This window comes from Aquabacterium sp. (assembly GCF_036273115.1).
GTDB lineage: Bacteria > Pseudomonadota > Gammaproteobacteria > Burkholderiales > Burkholderiaceae_C > Aquabacterium.
On record NZ_DASUIN010000023.1, the window covers coordinates 193,645 to 216,330 of the forward strand.

Annotated in this window: 20 protein-coding genes; 4 read left to right on the forward strand and 16 right to left on the reverse strand. The window is 62.6% G+C overall.

What is annotated here, in order from left to right:
* Complete coding sequence (locus VFW72_RS09850; RefSeq protein ID WP_329674115.1) at positions 1–1,422, forward strand: peptidylprolyl isomerase; 1,422 nt, start codon at positions 1–3, stop codon at positions 1,420–1,422.
* Entirely contained in the window at positions 1,412–2,233 is an 822-nt protein-coding gene (rsmA, locus tag VFW72_RS09855; protein WP_329674116.1) for a 16S rRNA (adenine(1518)-N(6)/adenine(1519)-N(6))-dimethyltransferase RsmA, read from the forward strand. Before VFW72_RS09850 ends, rsmA begins: the two co-directional genes overlap by 11 nt.
* 22 nt (positions 2,234–2,255) lie before the next feature.
* Here the strand turns inward: rsmA and VFW72_RS09860 are convergent, their stop codons facing one another.
* Positions 2,256–2,762, reverse strand: a complete 507-nt coding sequence (locus tag VFW72_RS09860) for an FxDxF family PEP-CTERM protein (protein WP_329674117.1) — start codon at positions 2,760–2,762, stop codon at positions 2,256–2,258.
* Positions 2,763–2,848: 86 nt separating this feature from the next.
* Between VFW72_RS09860 and VFW72_RS09865 the strand changes: the two genes are divergently transcribed.
* Positions 2,849–4,093 carry a multifunctional CCA addition/repair protein gene (locus VFW72_RS09865; protein WP_329674118.1) on the forward strand — a complete coding sequence of 415 codons (1,245 nt, stop codon included), beginning with the start codon at positions 2,849–2,851 and terminating at the stop codon, positions 4,091–4,093.
* Between the two features lie 144 nt (positions 4,094–4,237).
* Here the strand turns inward: VFW72_RS09865 and ftsZ are convergent, their stop codons facing one another.
* From ftsZ to mraZ, 15 genes are read right to left on the reverse strand one after another with little or no spacing between them, the layout of a single operon-like run.
* Complete coding sequence (ftsZ, locus tag VFW72_RS09870) at positions 4,238–5,476, reverse strand: cell division protein FtsZ (RefSeq protein WP_329674119.1); 1,239 nt, start codon at positions 5,474–5,476, stop codon at positions 4,238–4,240.
* Between the two features lie 51 nt (positions 5,477–5,527).
* The gene (gene ftsA, locus VFW72_RS09875) at positions 5,528–6,757 is read right to left on the reverse strand and encodes a cell division protein FtsA (RefSeq protein ID WP_329674120.1); all 1,230 of its coding nucleotides are present in this window, start codon (positions 6,755–6,757) and stop codon (positions 5,528–5,530) included.
* Between the two features lie 26 nt (positions 6,758–6,783).
* Positions 6,784–7,644, reverse strand: a complete 861-nt coding sequence (locus VFW72_RS09880) for a cell division protein FtsQ/DivIB (RefSeq protein ID WP_329674121.1) — start codon at positions 7,642–7,644, stop codon at positions 6,784–6,786.
* A 25-nt stretch (positions 7,645–7,669) separates the two neighbouring features.
* Positions 7,670–8,644 carry a D-alanine--D-alanine ligase gene (locus tag VFW72_RS09885; protein WP_329674122.1) on the reverse strand — a complete coding sequence of 325 codons (975 nt, stop codon included), beginning with the start codon at positions 8,642–8,644 and terminating at the stop codon, positions 7,670–7,672.
* A 5-nt stretch (positions 8,645–8,649) separates the two neighbouring features.
* Positions 8,650–10,053 (reverse strand): UDP-N-acetylmuramate--L-alanine ligase, encoded by a 1,404-nt coding sequence (gene murC, locus VFW72_RS09890; RefSeq protein WP_329674123.1) that lies wholly within the window; start codon positions 10,051–10,053, stop codon positions 8,650–8,652.
* Positions 10,050–11,162, reverse strand: coding sequence for an undecaprenyldiphospho-muramoylpentapeptide beta-N-acetylglucosaminyltransferase (gene murG / locus VFW72_RS09895; RefSeq protein WP_329674124.1), 1,113 nt, complete (start codon positions 11,160–11,162; stop codon positions 10,050–10,052). Before murG ends, murC begins: the two co-directional genes overlap by 4 nt.
* Positions 11,159–12,430, reverse strand: a complete 1,272-nt coding sequence (ftsW, locus tag VFW72_RS09900; RefSeq protein WP_329674125.1) for a putative lipid II flippase FtsW — start codon at positions 12,428–12,430, stop codon at positions 11,159–11,161. Before ftsW ends, murG begins: the two co-directional genes overlap by 4 nt.
* Complete coding sequence (gene murD, locus VFW72_RS09905; protein WP_329674126.1) at positions 12,427–14,262, reverse strand: UDP-N-acetylmuramoyl-L-alanine--D-glutamate ligase; 1,836 nt, start codon at positions 14,260–14,262, stop codon at positions 12,427–12,429. Before murD ends, ftsW begins: the two co-directional genes overlap by 4 nt.
* A gap of 6 nt (positions 14,263–14,268) precedes the next feature.
* Positions 14,269–15,447: a phospho-N-acetylmuramoyl-pentapeptide-transferase gene (gene mraY / locus VFW72_RS09910; RefSeq protein WP_329674127.1), complete on the reverse strand. Its 1,179-nt coding sequence runs from the start codon at positions 15,445–15,447 to the stop codon at positions 14,269–14,271.
* Complete coding sequence (locus VFW72_RS09915) at positions 15,437–16,855, reverse strand: UDP-N-acetylmuramoyl-tripeptide--D-alanyl-D-alanine ligase (RefSeq protein WP_329674128.1); 1,419 nt, start codon at positions 16,853–16,855, stop codon at positions 15,437–15,439. Before VFW72_RS09915 ends, mraY begins: the two co-directional genes overlap by 11 nt.
* Positions 16,852–18,426, reverse strand: coding sequence for a UDP-N-acetylmuramoyl-L-alanyl-D-glutamate--2,6-diaminopimelate ligase (locus VFW72_RS09920; RefSeq protein ID WP_329674129.1), 1,575 nt, complete (start codon positions 18,424–18,426; stop codon positions 16,852–16,854). Before VFW72_RS09920 ends, VFW72_RS09915 begins: the two co-directional genes overlap by 4 nt.
* Positions 18,426–20,321 carry a penicillin-binding protein 2 gene (locus VFW72_RS09925; RefSeq protein WP_329674130.1) on the reverse strand — a complete coding sequence of 632 codons (1,896 nt, stop codon included), beginning with the start codon at positions 20,319–20,321 and terminating at the stop codon, positions 18,426–18,428. The genes VFW72_RS09920 and VFW72_RS09925 overlap by 1 nt, the downstream gene beginning before the upstream one ends.
* Entirely contained in the window at positions 20,318–20,617 is a 300-nt protein-coding gene (gene ftsL / locus VFW72_RS09930) for a cell division protein FtsL (RefSeq protein WP_329674131.1), read from the reverse strand. Before ftsL ends, VFW72_RS09925 begins: the two co-directional genes overlap by 4 nt.
* Positions 20,617–21,639 carry a 16S rRNA (cytosine(1402)-N(4))-methyltransferase RsmH gene (gene rsmH, locus VFW72_RS09935; RefSeq protein ID WP_329674132.1) on the reverse strand — a complete coding sequence of 341 codons (1,023 nt, stop codon included), beginning with the start codon at positions 21,637–21,639 and terminating at the stop codon, positions 20,617–20,619. The genes ftsL and rsmH overlap by 1 nt, the downstream gene beginning before the upstream one ends.
* 4 nt (positions 21,640–21,643) lie before the next feature.
* Positions 21,644–22,075, reverse strand: coding sequence for a division/cell wall cluster transcriptional repressor MraZ (gene mraZ / locus VFW72_RS09940; protein ID WP_329674185.1), 432 nt, complete (start codon positions 22,073–22,075; stop codon positions 21,644–21,646).
* A gap of 326 nt (positions 22,076–22,401) precedes the next feature.
* Here mraZ and VFW72_RS09945 point away from each other — a divergent pair, with 326 nt between their 5' ends.
* Positions 22,402–22,686 (forward strand): FeoA family protein, encoded by a 285-nt coding sequence (locus VFW72_RS09945; protein WP_329674133.1) that lies wholly within the window; start codon positions 22,402–22,404, stop codon positions 22,684–22,686.

Consider the following 22,686-nt stretch of genomic DNA (forward strand, 5'->3'; position numbering starts at 1 on the left):
TTGAATCCTATTTCCGCTCGCCTCCTGACTGCCCGCTCGCCGAGCCGACTGCGTGCCGCACTGTCTGCAGCCCTGGCTTTGTCCTTGGCGTTGATGGCAGCAGCGCCTGCTCATGCCCAGTTCAAGCTCAACACGCCTTCGACGGTCACGCCTCGCATCCAGAGCAATCAAGAGCTCGACTCCAAGGCCAGTGACTTCGCCAGCCGCAAGACCACGGCCGACTACATCGTCGCCGTCATCAACCAGGAAGTGGTGACCCGCACCGATGTGGATCGTCGCGTGGCGCGCATTGTGCAGTCGGCCCAAGGCCAGAATCTGCCGCCGATGCCTGAGCTGCGCAAACAGGTGCTCGACCTCCTCATCGATGAAAAGGTACAGGTCAACCAGGCCAAGGTGTTGGGCATGGACGTGTCTGACGCGGAAGTCGACGGCACCATTGAAGGCATTGCCGCCCAGAACCAGATGACCGTGCAGCAAATGCGTGCCCGCATGCAGAAAGAAGGCATGGACTTTGCGCGGTATCGCAACAGCCTGCGCGAGCAATTGCTGCTGCAACGCGTGCGTGAACGCGAGGTCACGGCCCGCATTCGCATCTCCGAAGACGAAATTCAGGAAGTCATCCGCAAGGACCAGGACACCGACGTCGAGGTGTCGATGAACCTCGCACACATCCTGATCCGGGTGCCAGAGCAGGCATCTGAAAAGGACGTGGCCCAACTGCAAGCCAAGGCCGAAGCCATTCAGAAGCAGGCAGCGGGTGGCGTCAACTTCGCCCAATTGGCCAAGCAGAACTCTGACGACAAGAACACCGCTGAGAACGGGGGCGTGTTTGGCTCTCGCCCTGTCAGCAAATTGCCCGAGCTGTTCATTCAGGCCGTGGCTGATCTGAAAGTGGGCCAGGTCTCACCCGTGGTGCGATCCGGTGCGGGCTTTCACATCATCAAACTGATTGAGCGGGAAAACGCTTCGAAGGCGTCGTTCACCCAACAACGGGTGCGCCACATTCTGCTGCGCACCGGACCTCAGCAAGATGCCAAATCGGTGATGGAGCGCATGCTCGACATCCGCCGCCAGATCCTCGACGGTCAGGCTAGCTTCCCGCAAATGGCCCGGCAGTACTCGGAAGACGGCAGTGCGGTACGAGGAGGGGATCTCGGCTGGTCCTCGCCGGGCCAGTTCGTGCCCGAGTTCGAAAAAGCCTTGGCGCAGTTGCAACCGGGCCAAGTGTCTGAGCCGGTCGTGAGCCGCTTCGGCATCCACCTGATTCAGCTGCTCGAACGCCGTGAGGTTGAACTGACTCCGGAACAAAAACGCGAAAGCGCCCGTGCCCTGATTCGCGAACAGCGCTTTGAGGCCACCTATGCCGACTGGGCTCGCGAACTGCGCGCCTCAACCTGGGTGGAATTGCGTGATGCGCCCTGATCGCCCCAACAAGCGCCCCTCCGGGCTGTCGCAGCGCACCACCCAAGGGCACGTTGCACGCAAGCGCTTTGGACAGAACTTCCTCAATGACATGGCGGTCATTGACGACATCGTGCGCGCCATCGATCCCCGACCGGGTCAACACCTGGTTGAAATTGGTCCGGGTCTGGGCGCACTGACCAACCCGGTCGTGGCACTCAGCCAGCACCTCACCGTCATCGAACTCGATCGCGACCTCGCGGCCCGCTTGCGTAAGCGCGAGGAACTGACGGTGATCGAATCTGACGTCCTGAAGGTCGATTTCGGCGAGATCAGTCGCGAGCGACAAGGCCGGTTGCGCATCATCGGCAACCTGCCCTACAACATCTCCAGCCCCATCCTGTTCCACCTGCTGCCCTGGGCTGCCTTGGTGGAAGACCAGCACTTCATGCTGCAAAAGGAAGTGGTCGACCGCATGGTGGCTGAACCGGGCAACAAGGAGTACGGACGCCTCAGCGTGATGCTGCAGTGGCGCTACGACATGGAATCGGTCGTCGACGTGCCACCCGAATCCTTCACCCCGCCCCCCAAGGTGGACTCGGCCGTGGTGCGCATGGTGCCATGGGCTCAACCCGCCGACGTCAACCCAGCTATTCTGGAAGAACTCGTGGCCGTGGCCTTCTCACAGCGCCGCAAGATCTTGCGCAACACCTTGGGGCAATGGATCGAACAAAAGGGACTGGAGACCGACTTCGATCTGCAACGCCGCGCGGAAGAAGTGCCGGTGGCCGACTACGTTCAACTCGCGCAACTCGCAGCGCAATCCGCCTGACCCCGTCGGGGCGGGCCCTGGCTCAACCTTGGGTCCAACGACGGCGGGCTGTCGCGCCCACCACGGCCACACCAGCCAACGCCAAGGCGATGGACTCAGGTTCAGGCACCGGGCTCAGGGACCAGGTCACCAGGTAGCCCCCAGACTTGCCTTTGACAACAAAGCTGTAGTCGGTGCCGGCAGCCAAGTCCAGCCCGTTGAAGGCTGTGCCCCAGGCGGTTAGCGCAGCGCCCCCCTTGTAAATCGCGAAGCTGAGATCCGTAGCAGGCGCCAGCGAGAAGAAGCCGGGGATGACCAGACCCTGCCCCTTCACCGTGAAACTGCCTTCCATCGGCGCCGCCAAGGAAAACGTCAGCGTGTCAGTGAATCCGGGCGCAGGGAACCCGAACCCGACCTCGTAAACGCTGCCCAGCGGTGCCAGCGGCCCCAAGCTGGTACTGGCGGCCTGGGCCGCCCCCACCGACGCGAAAGCCATCACGGCTGCAACCAAGGGCTTAAGCGCCCCGCCCTGTACCGCACGCACTGTCATGGTGAATCTCCCGATCAACAACAAGCAAGTGAGGGAGCCCATGCATACAGCGTGCCAGAACAGATCCGCACCGCTAAACTTGGCCCATGAAGATTTATCTGGTCGGTGGGGCTGTGCGCGATGCCCTGCTCGGGAGACCCTGCGGCGACCGAGACTGGGTGGTGGTAGGCGGCACGCCTGAAGCCATGGTGGCCCAGGGCTACACCCCGGTCGGCAAAGACTTTCCGGTTTTCCTGCACCCGCACAGCAAAGAGGAATACGCCCTCGCGCGCACCGAGCGTAAGAGTGGGCACGGCTACCACGGGTTCACGGTGCATGCCGCCCCCAGCGTGACGCTGGAAGAAGACCTCGCTCGCCGCGACCTCACCATCAACGCCATGGCGCAAGACGAGCACGGCCACATCGTCGACCCCTATGGTGGCCAGCAAGACCTCGCCAACAAGCTGCTGCGCCACGTATCAGAGGCCTTCGAAGAAGACCCCGTTCGCATCCTGCGCCTGGCCCGCTTTGCCGCCCGCTTCACCGATTTCGATGTGGCCGATGACACGCGCCGGCTGATGCGCAAAATGGTCGAGCAAGGCGAGGTCGATCACTTGGTCCCCGAACGGGTCTGGCAAGAGTTGTCGCGAGGATTGATGGAAGCGCGCCCCTCGCGCATGTTGGATGTGCTGCGCGATTGCGGCGCCCTGGCTCGGCTGCTGCCAGAGGTTGACCGGCTGTGGGGCGTACCCCAACGGGCGGATTACCACCCCGAGGTTGACACTGGCGTGCACCTGAACATGGTGTTGGACATGGCGGCCTACCTGGACACCAGCCTGCCGGTCCGCTACGCCGCGCTGTGCCATGACCTGGGCAAGGGCACCACGCCCGCCGATGTGCTGCCTCGGCATCTGGGGCACGAGGGGCGCAGCGTGACGCTGCTACGTGAGGTCAGCACACGACTGCGCGTGCCGGTGGAGTGCAAGGAACTGGCTGAAGTGGTGGCACGCGAGCACGGCAACATTCACCGCAGTGACGGTCTGAGTGCCGCCGCGCTGGTTCGGCTGCTGGACCGCTGCGATGCCTTTCGCAAGCCCGATCGCTTCATTCAGATTCTGCAAGCCTGCGAATGCGATGCACGCGGCCGCCTGACTTTCGAATCCAGGCCCTACCCGCAAAAGGAGCGGCTGGCGCTGGCACTGAAACTCACCCAAGCGGTCAACACGGCAGAGGTCTCCGCTCAAGCCATGGCCGAGGGACATCGGGGCCCCGCCATTGGCCGCGCCATTGCGCAAGCACGCGAGCAGGCCCTGTTGGCCCAATTGCCCTTCTGGACTACCGTGGCAGAGTGATCCGCCTGCCCCCGCCTTCTCTGACAGAGAGAAGAAACGCCAAGATGGAAACGCCAAAAGGCCCCCACCCGGCACAGGTAGGGGCCACGAACTGGCAGAGGTACTCAAACTCACACGCGGGGCGGCTGTCGCCCCGCGACGAGATCAGTCAGCCTGCTTGCGCAGGAAAGCTGGAATCTCGATTTCGTCCATGCCATTGCTGGCCAGCGCGTCGACCTTGGCAGCCGCCTGGGTACGACCCGAACGCCACACGCTGGGGGTGTTCAAGCCGCTGAAGTCGCTGGCTGCAGCGCCCATGCCCAGGCCATGATGGCCTGCGCCGACGGCGTGGTTCAGCACGGGAATGTTGTCGGTGCCGGTGCGGGCGAACATTTGCGCAGGCGCAGCCGCAGCGCTGTGCACCACGGTCATCGGCGCTTGCTGACGCTTGCCAGCGCTCAGGCCGGTGGCGATCACGGTCACGCGCAGCTGGTCGCCCAGGCTTTCGTCGTAAGCCGTACCGTAGATGACGTGAGCATCTTCAGCGGCGTAGCGACGGATGGTGTTCATGGCATTGCGCGACTCGCTCAGCTTGAAGGTCGACTTCGAAGCGGCGATCAGCACCAGCACGCCACGCGCGCCCGACAGGTCGATGCCTTCCAGCAGCGGGCAAGCCACAGCGGCTTCAGCTGCCTTGGTGGCACGGTCAGGGCCGCCCGCTGTGGCGGTGCCCATCATGGCCTTGCCAGGCTCGCTCATCACGGTCTTGACGTCTTCAAAGTCAACGTTCACCAGACCAGGGATGTGGATGATGTCGGAGATGCCACCCACGGCGTTCTTCAACACGTCGTTGGCTTGGCCGAAAGCCTCTTCCTGGGTGATGTCATCACCCAGCACTTCCAGCAGCTTCTCGTTCAGGACCACGATCAGGGAGTCGACATTGGCTTCGAGCTCGGCCAGGCCGGCATCGGCTTGCTTCAGGCGGCGGTTGCCTTCGAATTCGAAAGGCTTGGTCACCACGCCCACGGTCAGGATGCCCATTTCCTTGGCGACACGCGCGATCACAGGCGCCGCACCGGTACCGGTACCGCCGCCCATGCCCGCGGTGATGAACACCATGTTGGCGCCTTCCAGCGTGTCGCGGATCTGGTCCACGGCCTCTTCGGCGGCGGCACGACCGGCTTCAGGTTTCGAGCCAGCGCCCAGGCCGGTGGAGCCCAGTTGCAGTTGAACTTCAGCGGCCGAACGGTTCAGGGCTTGCGCGTCGGTGTTGGCGCAGATGAACTGCACGCCTTGCACCCCTTGCGCAATCATGTGGTCCACGGCGTTGCCGCCACCACCGCCCACCCCGATCACCTTGATCTGGGTTCCCATGTCGAAGCTTTCAATCATCTCGATTGCCATGTCGTACCTCTTTTATATGCAGTTGCCAGTTAAAAACGTGCCAGTGTTGTTTTAAAAATTACCAACGAACCAATCGCGAACGCGTCCAAACAAGGTCTGTACCGACCCGGCCTGTTGCGCTGCTTTCATCCCGCGTGTGCGCGCGAGTCTTGCTTCTTCGAGCAATCCCATGACGGTGGCCGAGCGCGGACTGGCCACCATGTCGTGGAGGGCGCCCGAATACAAGGGCGTCCCCTTGCGAACGGGCTTTAAAAAGATGTCTTCGGCCAGCTCGACCATGCCCGGCATCACCGCCGAGCCGCCGGTCAGCACAATGCCGGAGGACAACAATTCTTCGTAGCCGGACTCGCGGATCACCTGGTGAACCAGCGAGAAAATTTCTTCCACGCGCGGCTCGATCACGCCGGCCAAAGCCTGACGCGAGAGCATGCGAGGCGCGCGATCGCCCAGGCCAGGCACTTCGACCTGCTCATTGGGATCGGCCAGCAATTGCTTGGCCACGCCCCAGTCCACCTTGATGTCTTCAGCGTCTTTGGTGGGGGTGCGCAAAGCCATGGCGATGTCGCTGGTGATCAGGTCACCGGCAATCGGAATCACGGCGGTGTGGCGTACGGCGCCATCGGTGAAGATCGACACGTCAGTCGTGCCAGCGCCAATGTCGACCATGGCCACGCCCAAAGACTTTTCGTCTTCAGTCAACACGGCCATGCTCGATGCGCTGGGGTTCAACACCAGCTGTTCGGCTTCCAGGCCGCAGCGGCGCACGCACTTGACGATGTTCTCGGCAGCGCTTTGAGCACCGGTCACGATGTGGACCTTGACCTCGAGACGACCACCGCTCATGCCGATGGGCTCTTTGACCTCATGGCCATCGATGATGAACTCTTGCGGTTCGACCAACAGCAAGCGCTGGTCGTTGGGAATGTTGATGGCCTTGGCGGTCTCCACCACGCGCTGCACATCGATGGGCGCGACTTCCTTGTCCCGCACGATGACCATGCCCGTGCTGTTCTGACCACGGATGTGGCTGCCGGTGATGCCGGTCCAGACGCGGCTGATCTTGCAATCGGCCATCAGTTCGGCCTCTTTGAGCGCCTGCTGGATGGACTGCACGGTGGCATCGATGTTGACCACGACGCCGCGCTTGAGGCCATGACTGGGCGCCACGCCGAGGCCAGCCAGACGCAGGTCGCCACCGGGCATGACCTCGGCCACGACTGCCATCACTTTGGCAGTGCCGATGTCCAGCCCGACGACCAGATCTTTGTATTCCTTAGCCATGGTTTGTGTGGGTGAGTCAGGTTAATTCAATGAGAAGGCTGCGCCGTTGGCTTGACAGGCTTGCGAATCACTGGCGGCTTGCTGCCGTCTTGCCAGGTCGTCAAACCCTTCAACCGAACGGCGTAGCCTTCGGGATAACGTAAATCTGCGTATTGAAGCGGCGCCGGATACTGGCGCTTGAATTCAGGCAAGGTGCGCACGAAGCGCTCGGTGCGGGCCAGAACCTCTTCAGGCGTGCCGCGACCCAATTCAATGCGGGCATCGTCATCGAGCACCACGCTCCAGGAACCCCGATCGGTCAGACGCAAGGTTTCGATCTGTGCCCCCAGCGGCGCCATCACGGGCTGCAGCTTGCGCAACATGTCAAGCATGGTTCGGGCATCAGACGCCGTCGCGTTGACCGGTGCTTGTAGGGTCGGCAAATGCTCGTCCTCTACGTCACCCACATTCGCGTCAAACACTTCGCCAAAGGTGTTCACGAGTTGGTCGTCTCGGTCGTCGTGTTCCCAGTATGCCGCAGGCTTGTGCTCTTCCAAAGTGACCCGTAGTTCATTTGGCCACACTCGACGAACAATCGCTTTGCGAACCCATGGCACCGACTCGAAAACCTCTCGGGTTTTCGACAAGTCCACCGAAAAGAAGCCCCCTGCCAAACGCGAAACGACGTTGGCACGAACAGTGGCCAGGTTGTTGCGCTGCAGGTCGCCAGCCAGTTCGACACGCGTGAGATTGAAGTAGGGCTGACGCGAAATCATCAGCAGCACCGAGCCCACCACCATGGCCAGCACCACCCATGCCATCAAGGCAGAGGCGGCGTTCATCCACTTGACGTCATCAGGCGTCTGTGGCGCGGCGCGGTAGGAGTTGAGGGCGGCGGCGGCTTGCATGGTTCAGTCCGTGTTCATCGGCCTTTCAGCGTGTCGAGGCATCCAGACTGGCCGACGCCAGCAGGTGCACGCACAGTTGCTCATAGCTCAGGCCTGCCACACGGGCAGACATCGGCACCAAAGAGTGGCTGGTCATGCCCGGCGCTGTGTTGATCTCCAGCAGGAAGGGCTGGCGATCGCTGCGACGAATCATCACGTCCGCACGAGCCCAGCCACGGCAACCCAAGGTCTTGAACGCGCGCACCACCTGGCGAGCGATCTCAGCCTCTTCGTCTGGATCAAGCTGACTGGGGCACAGGTACTTCACGTCATCGGTGAAGTACTTGTTCTGGTAGTCGTAATTGCCATCGGGCGCCACGATGCGAATGAGCGGCAACGCCTGGGCTTGTCCGTTCACGATCAACACCGGGCAGGTCGTTTCGTCGCCATCGATGAACTGCTCGCACAGCACTTCGGGGTCGTGCTGGGCAGCAGCGGCATAAGCCGCGGCGCATTGCGCAGGGTCGGTGACCTTGGTCAGACCGATGGACGAGCCTTCGCGGGCTGGCTTGACGATCATGGGCGCACCCAGCACCGACAAGGCATGCGCGCACTCTTCTGCGCTCGACACCATGCGCCAGTCAGGCGTAGGCAAGCCTTCAAAGCGCCAGATGCGCTTGGTCATGATCTTGTCCATCGCAATGCTTGAAGCCATGACACCCGAGCCGGTGTAAGGAATGCCCAACAACTCCAGCGCGCCTTGTACGGTACCGTCTTCGCCACCACGGCCATGCAGGGCGATGAAGCAGCGATCAAAACCTTCGCTCTTCAGATCGCTCAAGGGGCGCTCTGCCGGATCAAAGGCGTGGGCATCCACGCCCTGCGATTGCAAAGCCTTGAGCACGCCCGAACCCGACATCAAGGACACATCGCGCTCAGCCGAGGTGCCACCGAACAGCACCGCGACCTTGCCCAAGGAGGCCGGCGCGATGGAGGGGGCAGACAGTTGAATCAGACTCATGACACTCAATCCTTCAACAGCTCGACGACCTTGGCAGGCACCCCGCCAATCGAACCGGCGCCCATCGAGATCACGACATCGCCATCGCGCGTGATGCTGGCCAGGGTCTGCGGCAGTTCGTTGATGTCGTCCACAAACAGGGGTTCGATCTTGCCGGCCACGCGCACGGCGCGGGTCAGTGCTCGGCCGTCGGCCGCAACAATCGGGGCTTCCCCCGCGGCATAGACCTCGGTCAACACAACGGCATCGGCGCTGCCCAACACCTTCACAAAGTCTTCAAAGCAGTCGCGGGTACGGGTGTAGCGATGCGGCTGGAAGGCCAGCACCAGGCGCTGACCCGGGAAGGCCCCACGTGCGGCAGCGATGACCGCGGCCATCTCGACTGGGTGATGCCCGTAGTCGTCGATCAAGGTGAAACGACCGCCATCGCCCGCGCGCAACTCGCCGTAGCGCTGGAAGCGGCGGCCCACGCCCGTGAATTCGGCCAGCGCCTTGACCATGGGCGCATCAGGCAATTCAAGCTCGGTCGCCACGGCGATGGCAGCCAAGGCATTGAGCACGTTGTGCTCGCCTGGCAGGTTCAGCGTGACATCCAGATCAGGCATGACGGTGCCATTGCGTCGCTGCACCGTGAAGGTCATCTGACCACCGGGTTGCGCCTTCACATTGACCGCACGCACCTGCACGTCTTCGCTGAAGCCGTAGCTGATGACGGGGCGAGAGATCAGCGGCACGATGGACTTCACACCAGGGTCATCACCGCACAGAATGGCCGCGCCATAGAACGGCATGCGGTGCAGGAACTCGACAAAGGCCTGCTTCAGCCGTGCGAAATCATGGCCATAGGTGTCCATGTGGTCGGCGTCGATGTTGGTCACCACCGACAACACGGGCAGCAGATTCAGGAACGAGGCGTCCGACTCGTCGGCCTCGACCACGATGTAGTCGCCCTTGCCCAGCGCCGAGTTGGCGCCAGCACTGTTGAGCTTGCCGCCAATCACGAAGGTCGGGTCCACCCCGGCCTCTGCCAGGATGGAGGTCACCAGCGAGGTGGTGGTGGTCTTCCCGTGGGTGCCGGCAATCGCAATGCCTTTGCGCAAGCGCATCAGCTCGGCCAGCATCACGGCACGCGGCACCACCGGAATGCGCTTGGCACGGGCTGCGATCACTTCGGGGTTGTCACCCTTCACGGCGGTAGAAGTCACCACGGCCTCGGCGCCATCGATGTGCGTCGCGTCGTGGCCCACATGCACCTGAATGCCCAGCGAGGCCAGCCGGCGCGAGGTGGCGCTGTCGGACTGGTCCGAGCCAGACACGGTGTAGCCCAGGTTGTGCAGGATCTCGGCAATGCCGCTCATGCCAGCACCACCAATGCCCACGAAATGGATGTGTTTGACGGCGTGCTTCATGCTGACGCCTCTTTCTTGCTTTGAGGTTTGACCAGGGCTTCGATGGCATCCGCCACGGCAGCAGCCGACTTCGGCCGCCCCAGACCACGCGCCCGACGGGCCATGACCAGCAGGTCCTTGCGCTGTAGCTTGCCGAACTCTTGCGCCAGACGTTGAGGCGAGAGTTCCGACTGAGGCAGGTGCACGGCCGCACCATGCTGATCCATGTATTCGGCGTTGGCGCGCTGGTGATCGGTAGTCGAAACGATCAAGGGCACCAGGATGCTGGGCACGCCCGCAGAGCACAGTTCACTGACGGTGATCGCCCCGGCACGGCACAGAATCACATCGCACTCCGCCAGGCGCTTGGACATGTTGTTGATGAAGGGCAGCACTTCGGCATCCTTCGCGGGATCGAGGCCTGCGGCCACATAGGCAGCCTTCACCTCGTCGAGGTTGGCGGTACCGGTTTGATGCGTGATCAGCGGGCGTTGCTCGATCGGCATCATGGCCAGCGCCTGAGGCACCGTCTCATTCAGCACCTTGGCGCCCAGGCTGCCCCCAACCACCAACACCCGCAGCGGCCCCTGGCGATTGGCAAAGCGCGCATCGGGCTCAACAATGGCTTCGATGTCGGCCCGCACAGGGTTGCCCGTGACCTTCGCTATGCGCGAGCGGCTGGCAGCTGGGCCATCGAAGCCACACGCCAGCACATCGGCAATCGGCAACAGGGCGCGGTTGCTCATAAGCAAGGCCGCGTCGGCATTGACCAGCACCAGCGGCAAGCCTCGTGCGGCAGCCATCACGCCACCCGGGAAGCAGACATACCCCCCCATACCCAGTACCGCGCTGGCTTGGCGCGTCTTCAAAATCTTGAAGCAGTCAGCAAAGGCCTTGAGCATGCGCACGCCACCCGTGAGGGTGTGCAGCAAGCCCTTGCCACGCAGACCACTGAACTGCAGCTTGTCGAGTTCGATGCCGGCAGGCGGCACCAGACGGGTTTCCATGCCATGCTCGGTACCCAACCAGCTCACGGTCCAGCCGCGCTTTTTCATTTCATCGGCCACAGCCAGGCCAGGCATGATGTGCCCACCCGTGCCAGCCGCCATGATGACGAGGTGCTTACTCATGCTCGGCCTCCTCGCATGAGTTGGCGATTCTCAATGTCCACGCGCAGGCAGATGGCCAAGGCCACACAGTTCAACATCACACCCGATCCACCGTAACTCATCAGGGGCAGAGTCAAGCCCTTGGTGGGCAACACGCCCAGATTCACACCCATGTTGATGAAGGCCTGGCCACCCATCCACACCGCCACGCCCTGCGCCACCAGACCTGAGAACACGCGATCCAGGGCAATCGCTTGGCGCCCGATGTTGAACAAGCGCACGATCAGCCAGAAGAAGGCCACGACCACAGCTGCCACGCCGACAAATCCGAACTCTTCACCAATGACAGCCAACAGGAAGTCGGTGTGCGCTTCGGGCAGGTAGTGCAGCTTTTCCAGACTCGAGCCCAAGCCCTCGCCGAAGATTTCGCCCCGGCCAAAGGCAATCAGGGAGTGGGTCAGCTGATACGCCTTACCCAGTGCGTTCTTTTCGCTCCAGGGATCGAGGTAGGCGAAGATCCGCTCACGGCGCCAGGGGCTGAGACTGACCATCAACACGAAGGCACCAATCAGCACGCCGGTGATGAGTGCAAACATCTTGCCGTTGACGCCGCCCAGGAACAGGATGGACATCGCGATGGCGGCGATCACCATGAAAGCGCCCATGTCAGGCTCGGCAAGCAACAACAGACCGACCACACCCACAGCCACCGCCATAGGGGCCACCGCGCGGAAGAAACGCTCCTTCACGTCCATCTTGCGGACCATGTAGTCGGCGGCATACAGAGTGATGGCCAGCTTGGCCAACTCGGATGGCTGGAAGTTCATCACGCCCAGAGGCAACCAGCGACGTGCACCATTGACGCCCTTGCCCACGTGCGGAATCAACACCAGGATCAGCAACACCAGCGAGGTCACGAACAACCACGGGGCCCAGCGCTCCCACACGGCCAAAGGAATCTGGGTGACCACTGCGGCAGCACAGATGGCCAGAACGATGGAAAACAGGTGGCGGCTAAAGAAGTGCGTGGGAGCGTAGTTCGCAAACTTGGGGCTGTCGGGCAAGGCGATCGAGGCCGAGTAGACCATCACCAACCCCAGGGCCATCAAGGCCAGAACCACCCACACCAATGCTTGATCAAAGCCCATCACGGTAGAGGGTTGAGCCGTCACATTGACGTAATCGCGCACGGGCAGCGGGCCTGTGACAGTTTCTGCTCGCGCCTGACGGCGCTGACGCAAGGACTCAAGCCAGGCTGACCAGAATGGGCGGGCGGCGGCGTCGCTCATACCAGCTCTCCTTGGTCAGCGCCCAGTTCGCGCACGGTGTCGATGAACACCTGGGCGCGATGAGCATAGTTACGGAACATGTCCAGGCTGGCGCACGCCGGGCTCAACAGCACGGCATCGCCGGCACGGGCCTGCGCAAAGGCCCAACGGGTCGCGTCTTCCAGACTGGCATGAGACTCGATCGCCAGCGCGTCCCCATTGGGCATGGTGGCGCCGCTCAGCACGCCCCCAATGGCTTGAGCATCGCGCCCAATCAAGGCCACCGCACGGCAGTACCGCGCGACCGGCTCGGCCAGCGGCTCGAACGCCTGCCCCTTGCCGTCACCACCCAAGATCACCACCAGCTTGCCACCCGACAGGTCGGCACCCAAGCCCGTCAAGGCGGCCACGGTGGCGCCTACGTTAGTGCCCTTGCTGTCGTCAATCGCATCCACACCCGCTACGGTGCCCACATGCTCAACCCGATGGGGCTCACCCCGGTACTCGCGCAGACCATGCAGCATGGGGGCCAGCGGGCAGTCAATCGCGGTGGCCAACGCCAAGGCGGCCAGCGCGTTCGAAGCGTTATGTCGACCACGGATGCGCAAAGCATCAGCCGGCATCAGGCGCTGCAACACGATCTCATGGGTCTCGCCCTTCTTGAGCTTGACTGTGGGATCGACTTCACGAGCGCGAACCAGCCACGCCATGCCCGCTTCGTTCACCAGGCCAAAATCGCCTGGGTTCTGCGGCGCGTCCAAGCCAAAGCGAACCACATTGCGGTGTTCCGTGCGCGCCGGGCGCCCCCGCACCGACGACTTGATCACCACAGGAGGAGGCACCATGGCTTCGACCATGGGCTCATCGCGGTTGATGACCATGACGGCCTGCTTGCCGTAGATGCGGGCCTTGGCCTCGGCGTAGGCTTGCATGCTGCCGTGCCAGTCCAGGTGGTCCTGGGTGACATTGAGCACCACCGCCGCATCGGGCTCGAAGTTGGTGACCCCATCGAGCTGGAAGCTGGACAACTCCAAGACCCAGACCTCAGGCAGGACCTGGAAAACGGGTTCCTTGGGAGGGGGCGGAGCCAACACGACCAGAGGGGCATCGGCATCATCGGCCAAGACGACCTCGGCGGCAGGCACAGCTGCGTCAACAGACTCCGCTGAGCTTTCGGGCGACACCTCGCTCGGCGTGTCCGCATCAGCGGCCACTGCGCCCCCGGCTGGACCGGCTTCGGCTGCCGCTGCCGCAGGCTCGCCCGCCACATACGTCGATGCGTCCAGATTCGGCAGGGGCAACTGCTCTGGCTCACGCGACTCATCGCTGAGCTCGGGCTCTGGCTCTTGTTCCAGCGCGATGCGCAAGGTGTCGAGCAAAGTGGGCCCGATGTTGCCAGCCAAGCCAACGCGCTTGCCGCAGCGTTCCACCAGTTGCGCGGTCAGCGAGGTGGTCGTGGTCTTGCCATTGGTGCCGGTGATGGCGAGCACTTTGGGGGCATAGCGCAGATCGGCCTTCAGGTCGACCAGCGCAGTGGCGAACAGCGACAACTCGCCGCGCACAGGAATGCCCCGTTCGGCGGCAGCCTCCAGCAAGGCGGCCACATCAGGCGCATTGGGCATCAGGCCCGGGCTCTTGAGCACCAGGTTCACGCCATCGAGCAAGGCCACTTCCAGTCCGTGATGCAAGGTGGCCGCAGGTACATCCTGCTTCAGTGTGGCGGCCTGAGGCGGCTGTTCACGGGTATCGGCCACGCGTACCTGTGCCCCACAGCGCGCGCTCCAGCGCGCCATGGCCAGACCCGAGTCGCCCAGACCCAGGATCAGCACGGTGAGGTCACGTAGGTAATGCATGGTCGATCAACGCAACTTGAGAGACGACAAACCAATCAGGCACAGCAGCATGGTGATGATCCAAAAGCGAACCACGACCTGCGTTTCCTTCCAGCCCGACTTTTCAAAGTGGTGGTGCAGCGGCGCCATCAACAGGATGCGACGGCCCTCGCCGAACTTCTTCTTCGTGTACTTGAAGTAGCTCACCTGCAGCATCACCGACAGGGCTTCGAGCACGAACACACCGCCCATGATCGACAGCACGATTTCCTGACGCACGATGACCGCAATGGTGCCCAGCGCCCCACCCAAAGCCAAGGCGCCGACGTCGCCCATGAACACTTCAGCGGGGTAGGCGTTGAACCACAGGAAGGCGAGTCCGGCTCCGCACATCGCAGCACAGAACACCATCAACTCACCCGCACCCGGGATGTGGGGCAGGATCAGGTACTTGGCAAAGATGGCGTTGCCCGTCACGTAGCAGAACAGGCCCATGACTGCCCCCACCATCACCACCGGCATGATGGCCAGGCCATCGAGACCATCGGTCAGGTTCACCGCATTGCTGGTGCCCACGATGACGATGTAGCTCAAGGCAATGAAGCCCCACACACCCAATGGGTAGCTCACGGTCTTGAAGAAGGGCACGATCAAGTCCGCCTTGGGCGGCAGGTCGTTCGAGAAGCCCGAGGCAATCCAGCGGAAGAACAACTCCAGCACACGCAGGTTGTTGGTTTCGGACACGCTGAACGCGAGGTACAGCGCAGCCAGCAGGCCAATGACCGATTGCCAGAAGTACTTCTCGCGCGAGGGCATGCCCTCGGGGTCTTTGTTGACGACCTTGCGCCAGTCATCCACCCAACCAATGGCACCAAAACCAGTGGTCACGATCATGACGATCCAGACGAAACGGTTGGACCAGTCAAACCACAACAGAGTCGATATGGCAATGGCCAGCAGAATCAAGGCGCCGCCCATGGTGGGCGTGCCGCGCTTGGTCAAGTGCGACTGCATCGCGTACTCGCGAATGGGTTGACCAATCTTCAACTCGGTCAGGCGGCGAATCACATAGGGCCCCAAGGCCAAGCCGATCAGCAAAGCCGTCATGGCGGCCATGACCGAACGGAAGGTCAGGTATTGAAAGACCCGCAGGAAGCCCCACTCGGGGTTCATGGCCTGAAGCCATTGCGCCAGACTAAGCAGCATGCGCGCCTCCGGCCAGTACGTTGACGACTTGTTCCATCTTCATGAATCGAGAACCTTTGACCAGGATCGACGCGACCGCGTCAGGCCCGGCTTGATGCTGTAGAGCGGCCACGATGTCGGCCGCACTGTCGAATGCGTGCGCGTCAGCGCCATAAGCGGCAGCGGTGTGACGGCACAGGCTGCCCGCGGTCCAGACGTGTTCGACCCCACGCTCACGGGCGTAGGCGCCAACCTCCGCATGGAAGGCGGGACCTTGGTTGCCCACTTCGCCCATGTCCCCCAGGATCAGCCAGCGCGGCCCAGGCAAGCCCGCCAGCATGTCGATGGCGGCGCGCACGGAATCGGGGTTGGCGTTGTAGCTGTCGTCGACCAGGGTGACCGCACGGCCTGCGCGCTCGATGGCGCGCAACTGCGACCGCCCCTTCACCGGCTCGAACGCATTCAGCCCCGCCACCACGGCATCCAGTGGCACGCCGGCAGCCAAGGCGCTGGCTGTGGCCGCCAAGGCATTGCGCACGTTGTGCATGCCCGCCATGTGCAGATTGACTTGCGCCTCGCCCACGGGGGTGCGCAAAGCCAGCGCCCAATGGGGTTGCGGCTGGGCCTGCCATTGCGCCGACGCGGTCACGGCGGCAGAGGCATCGAGACCAAAGTCCATCACACGGCAACCTTGCGCCATTTCGCGCCAGACCGGGGTGTATTCATCATCGGCAGGAAACACCGCGGTGCCCTCGCGTGACAAGGCTTGCAACACCGCGCCGTTCTCGCGCGCGACGGCTTCGACCGTGTGCATGAATTCCTGATGCTCGCGCTGTGCGTTGTTGACCAGTGCCACAGTGGGTGCAGCCAGCGCGGCCAGCTCGGCAATTTCACCCGGGTGGTTCATGCCCAACTCCACCACCGCGCAGTGGTGCACCCCCTCGCGCAAGCGCAACAGGGTCAAGGGCACGCCGATGTCGTTGTTGAAATTGCCCTGGGTGGCCAAGGCGCCGTCCGGGCGGTTCAGGCTGGCTTGCCAGGCCCGCAAGATGGCGGCGATCATCTGCGTCACCGTCGTCTTGCCATTGCTACCCGTCACGGCAATCAATGGCAGATCGAAACGAGCGCGCCAGCCCGCAGCCAGTCGGCCAAGTGCGGCGCGGGTGTCACTGACACGGATGACAGGCAGGCCATCGCACTCGGCACCGTTTTCAATCAGCACGGCCACGGCACCAGCTTGAGCCGCTTGGGGCAGGAAATCGTGAGCGTCAAAGCGCTCACCACGCAAAGCCAGGAACAAGTCGCCCGCCTGCAGGGTGCGGGTGTCGGTATGCACGCGCATCACGGGCGTTGACGCATCGCCCTGCAGTTGCGAGCCCGCCAGCAGATCACGGGCCAGGCCCAAGGTCATCATGGTCTGGGCGCTCATGCGGACTCCCCTTGCGATACAGAACCGCTGGCCGCGGCACGCAGAGCCAGCACCCGGCGGGCTTCTTCGATGTCAGAGAACGGATACTTCACACCAGAGACTTCCTGGTTCGACTCGTGGCCCTTGCCAGCAATCAGAACCACGTCGCAGGCATCGGCGTCTTGCAGGGCGTGCTCGATGGCCGCCCGGCGGTCTTCAAACACATCCACACCATCTCGACGAGCCACGCCCGCCAGAATTTGCGAAAGAATGTAGGCCGGCACTTCGTCGCGGGGGTTGTCACTGGTCAGCACCACCTGATCGGCATACTGATCGGCCACCGCGCCCATGAGCGGACGCTTGATGGGATCGCGGTTGCCACCACAGCCAAACACGCACCACAAGCGACCTTGACGCGACAGCACCACCGGGCGCAGGGCTTCCAACGCTTTTTGCAGGGCATCGGGCGTGTGTGCGTAATCGACCACCACCAACGGCGCATCAGCCTCAACCGCTTTGGCCACCACGACTTCCATGCGTCCCGGAACGGCTGTGAGGCTTCGACAGGCGTGAGCCGCGTCGGCCAACGACACGCCCAGCGCACGCAAGGCACCGACAACGCCCAACAGGTTCGACACGTTGAATGTGCCAATCACCGGGGCCACCATATTGGCCCGCGCCAAATCAACCTGACCAGCCAGATCGCGCTCAACCACGGTGAACGCGACACCATGGCCTTCATACCGCACCTGAACGGCCTGCAGGCGCCCAGTTTGGGCCACGCCATAGGTCCAGACATCGAGCCCGCGGGCTTGCACATGGTCGCGCAAGACTGCCCCCATGGGGTCATCCAGATTGATGACCGCGGCGCGCAAACCGGGCCAGTTGAACAGTTCACGCTTGGCCAGCCAGTAAGACTCCATGTCACCGTGGTAATCGAGGTGATCTTGCGTGAAGTTGGTGAACTGAGCCACAGCCAGATGGGTGGCATGCAGACGCATTTCTTCAATGCCAATCGACGACGCCTCGATGGCCGCAGCCTGCAACCCCTGGTTCACAAACTGGCGGAATGTGGCGTGCAAGGTGACCGGATCGGGCGTGGTCAAACCGGTGGACTGAACCTCGCCGTGGTCGACACGCCCCACCCCGAGGGTGCCAATCACCCCACAAGGACGACCCAAGGCTGTCAGGGCCTGGGCTGTCCACCATGAGGTGGATGTCTTGCCATTGGTCCCCGTGACGGCCACCACTTGCAGCGCCGCGCTGGGCTCCTCAAAAAAGCCATGAGCGATTTCGGCGCTGGCCGCCTTCAAGCCCTTGAGCGCCGCGATGCGCGCATCGGTGAAGCCAAACGCCTCCACGCCATCGGCCTCGACCAGACAGGCTCGCGCGCCATCATGCAGGGCTTGCTGCACATAGCCACGGCCATCACGGGCCGCACCTGGCCAGGCAATGAAACCCACGCCCTCTGCCGCACGGGAGGCAATGGCTCGGCTGTCTACGGTCAGGGTGGACACACCTTGTTGACGCAACCAGGCCAAGGCCTCAGCCACTGAGTTCAACATGAGGGGGGTGCGAGCAGGATGCGACATCAGAAGCTCTCCAACTCGGCTTGAACGATCTTGGGCTGCACAGCCAGGTCGGGCAGCACCCCCAGACGATTGAGCGTCTGCTGCACGACTTTGCTGAACACGGGCGCTGCCACCTCACCGCCGTAGTACACGCCGTTGCCAGGCTCGTCGACCATCACGGCCACGACGATGCGTGGCTTGTTGATGGGGGCGATGCCCACGAACCAAGCACGGTACTTGTTGCCGGAATAGCCACGCCCCTCTTGCTTGTGGGCCGTGCCGGTTTTGCCGCCGACGCTATAACCCACGGCCTGCGCCTTGGGAGCGGTGCCGCCAGGGCCTGTGACCATCGATAACATCTTGCGAACCGCGCGCGCTGTTTCAGGCGAAATCACTCGGTGCCCCAGAACTGGCACAGGGTCACCTGCTGCATAGCGATTGGCCTCGCCCGACTCAGCCGCACGCAGCGCGGCCTTGGTTGCCTTCACATTGGGCGAACCGCCATCGAGCTCTTCCAGCCCACCTCGCTTGAGCATGGTCACCGGCGTGAGGGTGCCATCCGTGGCAAAGATGGTGTAAGCCTGGGCCAATTGGAACAAGCTGGCGGACAAGCCGTAGCCATAGCTCATGGTGACCTGCTCAATGCGGCGCCAGCTCTTGTAGGGACGCAGGCGGCCCGTCACGACACCCGGAAAACCCAACTGGGGCTTCTGCCCCAAGCCCACGGCCGTGAACATGTCCCACATTTCGCGAGGCTGCATCTGCAAGGCCAGCTTGGCGGTGCCCACGTTGCTGGACTTCTGAATGACCTCTTCCACTGTCAGGTCGCCATGCGGGTGCGAATCGGTGATGGTGGAGCCATCCACAGTCAGACGGCCCGGCGCCGTCGAGATGATGGTGCTGGGCTTGACTCGCCCGGTTTCCAAGGCAATCGACACCACCAGCGGTTTCATGGTGGAACCAGGCTCGAAGGTGTCCGTCAGCGCCCGGTTGCGCAACTGCGCGCCGGTCAAGTTGCGACGGTCAGCTGGTGTGTAGCTGGGCACATTGGCCAGCGCCAGCACTTCACCCGTCAAGGCATCCAGCACCACAACACTGCCAGCCTTGGCCTTGTGCTCAGCCACGGCATCGCGAATGCACTGGTATGCATAGAACTGAATCTTGGCGTCAATGGACAGGTTGACGGGCTGCCCATCTTCGGCCGGCACCAGGTCGCCCACCGATTCCACCACGCGACCCAGGCGGTCCTTGATGACGTGGCGCACGCCATCGTGACCAGCCAGCTGCTTTTGATAAGCCAACTCAATGCCCTCTTGCCCCTGGTCTTCGATGTTGGTGAAACCCACCACGTGAGCCGCGGCTTCCCCTTCGGGATACTGGCGCTTGGACTCGCGCAGCTCGTAGACCCCATCGATCTTGAGGGCAGCCACTTGCTGAGCCACATCATCATCAACCTGACGACGCAGCCAGACGAAGTTCGGGTTGCTGGCCAGACGCTTCTTCAGATCAGACAACGGCATGGCCAACAGCTTGGCCAGCTTGCGCAGCTCGGCATCAGAGGCATCCATGTCCTTGGGAATGGCCCACAGCGACGGTGCAGGCACACTGGACGCGAGCAATTCGCCATGGCGATCGGTGATGCGCCCCCGAGCAGCAGGCAGCTCGATGCGACGCTCATAACGACTGGCCCCCTGTTTGAGGTAGAAGTCGTTGTGGATGATCTGAATCCAGGCCGCCCGCCCGATGAGCACAGCAAAGCCCAGGCCGATCATGCCGATCAGGAACTTCACTCGCCAGGGTGGCGTGCGCGAGGCCAGCAACGGGCTGGTCGCATAGCGCACCGTGGGCATGGCACCCGGCGCCTGACGGCGGGGCTTGCCGCGCAGGCGCCGCACGAAGTCTCCCACGCGGCTCATGGCGCCACCTCAGACGCGCCCACCCCAGGCGCCGATGCCCCGGTGACGTAATGCGTCACCGAGGGGGTGTTGCTGAACATGCGCAGCTTTTCGCGCGCCAGCTTCTCTACACGCAAAGGTGTGGCCTGAGCGCGCTTTTCAACCTGCAGGCGCTCGTACTCAATCTGCAACTCATGCGAGTGCGACTGAGCCTTTTCGAGGTCGACAAAAAGATGCCGCGCCTCGTTGCTGGAGCGAATCAGCCAGAAGCTGCTCAGCAGGAGGATGATGGCCAGGAACACATTGAGGCGAGACATCAGCGACGCCCCCCCTTGCCCTTGCGGGCAGGCTCGGCTGCACGCGCCAACTCGGCAGACCAAGGCACATCGGTGCGCTCGGCCACGCGCAGCACAGCAGAACGTGAACGAGGGTTGCCCGCCACCTCTTCGTCGGAAGGCTTGATGCGCCCAATGGACTTCAACAGCAAAGGCTTGGGCGCAGCAAACGGCACACGGCGGTCAAATTCCTCGCGGCTGTGGCGCGCGATGAAAGTTTTGACGATGCGGTCTTCCAGCGAGTGGAAACTGATGACCGCCAGACGACCGCCGGGCGCGAGCATTTTCAGGGCCGCCTCGAGGGCATCTTCGAGCTCGCCCAACTCGCGGTTGACGTGAATCCGAAGAGCCTGAAAGGTGCGGGTTGCGGGATCCTGACCAGCTTCGCGTGTCTTGACTGAACGAGCCACGACTTCTGACAACTCGCCAGTGGTGCGTACTGGTTGTCCGGCATCGCGGCGAGCGACAAGCGCCTTTGCAATGGGGCGAGCAAACCGCTCCTCGCCATAGGTCTGGATGACGTCTGCCAATTCATCTTGTGTTGCTCGCGCCAGAAAGTCCGCCGCACTCTCGCCCTGCGTCGTGTCCATCCGCATGTCCAGAGGCGCATCGAAGCGGAAGCTGAAGCCCCGCTGAGGGTTGTCGATCTGAGGCGACGACACCCCGATGTCCATCAACAGGCCCTGCACCGGCCCCCAACCCAGATCGGACACCACCTGCGCCCAAGACGAGAACGCCGCATGCTTGATCTGAAAACGAGGATCGAGAATGGCTTGCGGCCCCTGGGTGGCATGGGCAATGGCTTCCGGATCCCGATCCAAAGCCAACAACCTGGCCTGAGGGCCCAGTTTGGACAAAATCAGACGGGAATGCCCGCCGCGACCAAAGGTAGCGTCCACATAGACACCCGCAGGCGCCGGCCCCGTCTCCGGATCCCACAGGGCATCGACTGCCTCGTGCAGCAGGACAGTTCGATGCTGCCAAGGTGTGCATGTGGACTCCATGGCGTCAGAAAGTGAAGTCCTGCAGCGCGTCGGGCATGGCCTGCGCCATGACCTCGGCCTCGTGCGCCGCATAGCGCTCTGCATCCCACAACTCGAAGTGACTGCCCATCCCGAGCAGCATCACATCTTTGGAAATACCCGCTGCGGCACGCAACTCCGGCGAGACCAGCACACGAGCCGAGCCATCGATTTCGACATCCATGGCGTTACCCAGAAAGATCCGCTTCCAACCAGAAGCCGACATGGGCAGCGCCGCGACCTTGTCACGGAACGCCTCCCACGACGGACGCGGGAACACCATGAGGCAGCCGTCGGGATGCTTGGTGATGGTGAGCTGCCCCTCACAAAGAGCCTGCAAAGCGTCGCGATGGCGCGCAGGAACGGCCATCCGCCCCTTTGCGTCCAGCGTCAGCGCTGAAGCCCCTTGAAAGACCAGATTCACCACAAAACTCCACGAAAGTGCACTAATTCCCACTTTAACCGAACTACACCCCCAAAACAAGCTTCAAAGTGAAAAAATCTTCAATGAAATCAAGGACTTAGACGCGTTTCCGAAGCCAAATCTGCGACAAAAAGTCGTTCAAAAATAAGCACTTGCAGAGGGGTCTAAAAGTGAATGTTGAGAAGTCCTCCCCCACAAGAGGAGGGTTCTTCCCAAGCTCAGGCCCCCTCCCCACACTTGCGGGACAGGCTGGACGATTCGTGACATATGTCAAAGGAGCCTCATTGCGAATTATTCGCATTTAGTCTTAGAATGGGCTCATGAAATCGCACCACGCCCATCACGCTCCAGCCTCGGCCTCGTCCACCACGCTGGACAAGCTGCCCGTGCGCACCCTGGCCACGATTCAGGGCATTCGCCCTGGCGCCCACGATGGTGGCGCCCTGCGGCGGCGTCTGATGGAGCTGGGCTTCGTGCCCGGCGAGAAGGTGCAGGTCTTGCGCCGCATCTTCGCCGGCAAGGGCCCCCTGGCTGTTCGCGTGGGCACCAGCACCTTCGCCATGCGCAAACTCGAATCCTCCCTGATCGAAGTGATTCCCGCCTGA

What these genes read in the sequence shown, in the direction of transcription:
- VFW72_RS09885 (WP_329674122.1), bottom strand. Translation starts at nt 8,644, where the DNA reads ATGAGTCTGATTCAACTGTCTGCCCCCTCCATCGCGCCGGCCTCCTTG.
- ftsW (WP_329674125.1), bottom strand. Translation starts at nt 12,430, where the DNA reads ATGAGCGACGCCGCCGCCCGCCCATTCTGGTCAGCCTGGCTTGAGTCC.
- ftsL (WP_329674131.1), bottom strand. Translation starts at nt 20,617, where the DNA reads ATGTCTCGCCTCAATGTGTTCCTGGCCATCATCCTCCTGCTGAGCAGC.
- VFW72_RS09945 (WP_329674133.1), top strand. Translation starts at nt 22,402, where the DNA reads ATGAAATCGCACCACGCCCATCACGCTCCAGCCTCGGCCTCGTCCACC.
- ftsZ (WP_329674119.1), bottom strand. Translation starts at nt 5,476, where the DNA reads ATGGCAATCGAGATGATTGAAAGCTTCGACATGGGAACCCAGATCAAG.
- murG (WP_329674124.1), bottom strand. Translation starts at nt 11,162, where the DNA reads ATGAGTAAGCACCTCGTCATCATGGCGGCTGGCACGGGTGGGCACATC.
- murD (WP_329674126.1), bottom strand. Translation starts at nt 14,262, where the DNA reads ATGCATTACCTACGTGACCTCACCGTGCTGATCCTGGGTCTGGGCGAC.
- mraY (WP_329674127.1), bottom strand. Translation starts at nt 15,447, where the DNA reads ATGCTGCTTAGTCTGGCGCAATGGCTTCAGGCCATGAACCCCGAGTGG.
- VFW72_RS09860 (WP_329674117.1), bottom strand. Translation starts at nt 2,762, where the DNA reads ATGACAGTGCGTGCGGTACAGGGCGGGGCGCTTAAGCCCTTGGTTGCA.
- VFW72_RS09925 (WP_329674130.1), bottom strand. Translation starts at nt 20,321, where the DNA reads ATGAGCCGCGTGGGAGACTTCGTGCGGCGCCTGCGCGGCAAGCCCCGC.
- ftsA (WP_329674120.1), bottom strand. Translation starts at nt 6,757, where the DNA reads ATGGCTAAGGAATACAAAGATCTGGTCGTCGGGCTGGACATCGGCACT.
- VFW72_RS09920 (WP_329674129.1), bottom strand. Translation starts at nt 18,426, where the DNA reads ATGTCGCATCCTGCTCGCACCCCCCTCATGTTGAACTCAGTGGCTGAG.
- rsmH (WP_329674132.1), bottom strand. Translation starts at nt 21,639, where the DNA reads ATGGAGTCCACATGCACACCTTGGCAGCATCGAACTGTCCTGCTGCAC.
- murC (WP_329674123.1), bottom strand. Translation starts at nt 10,053, where the DNA reads ATGAAGCACGCCGTCAAACACATCCATTTCGTGGGCATTGGTGGTGCT.
- VFW72_RS09915 (WP_329674128.1), bottom strand. Translation starts at nt 16,855, where the DNA reads ATGAGCGCCCAGACCATGATGACCTTGGGCCTGGCCCGTGATCTGCTG.
- VFW72_RS09880 (WP_329674121.1), bottom strand. Translation starts at nt 7,644, where the DNA reads ATGCAAGCCGCCGCCGCCCTCAACTCCTACCGCGCCGCGCCACAGACG.
- rsmA (WP_329674116.1), top strand. Translation starts at nt 1,412, where the DNA reads ATGCGCCCTGATCGCCCCAACAAGCGCCCCTCCGGGCTGTCGCAGCGC.
- VFW72_RS09865 (WP_329674118.1), top strand. Translation starts at nt 2,849, where the DNA reads ATGAAGATTTATCTGGTCGGTGGGGCTGTGCGCGATGCCCTGCTCGGG.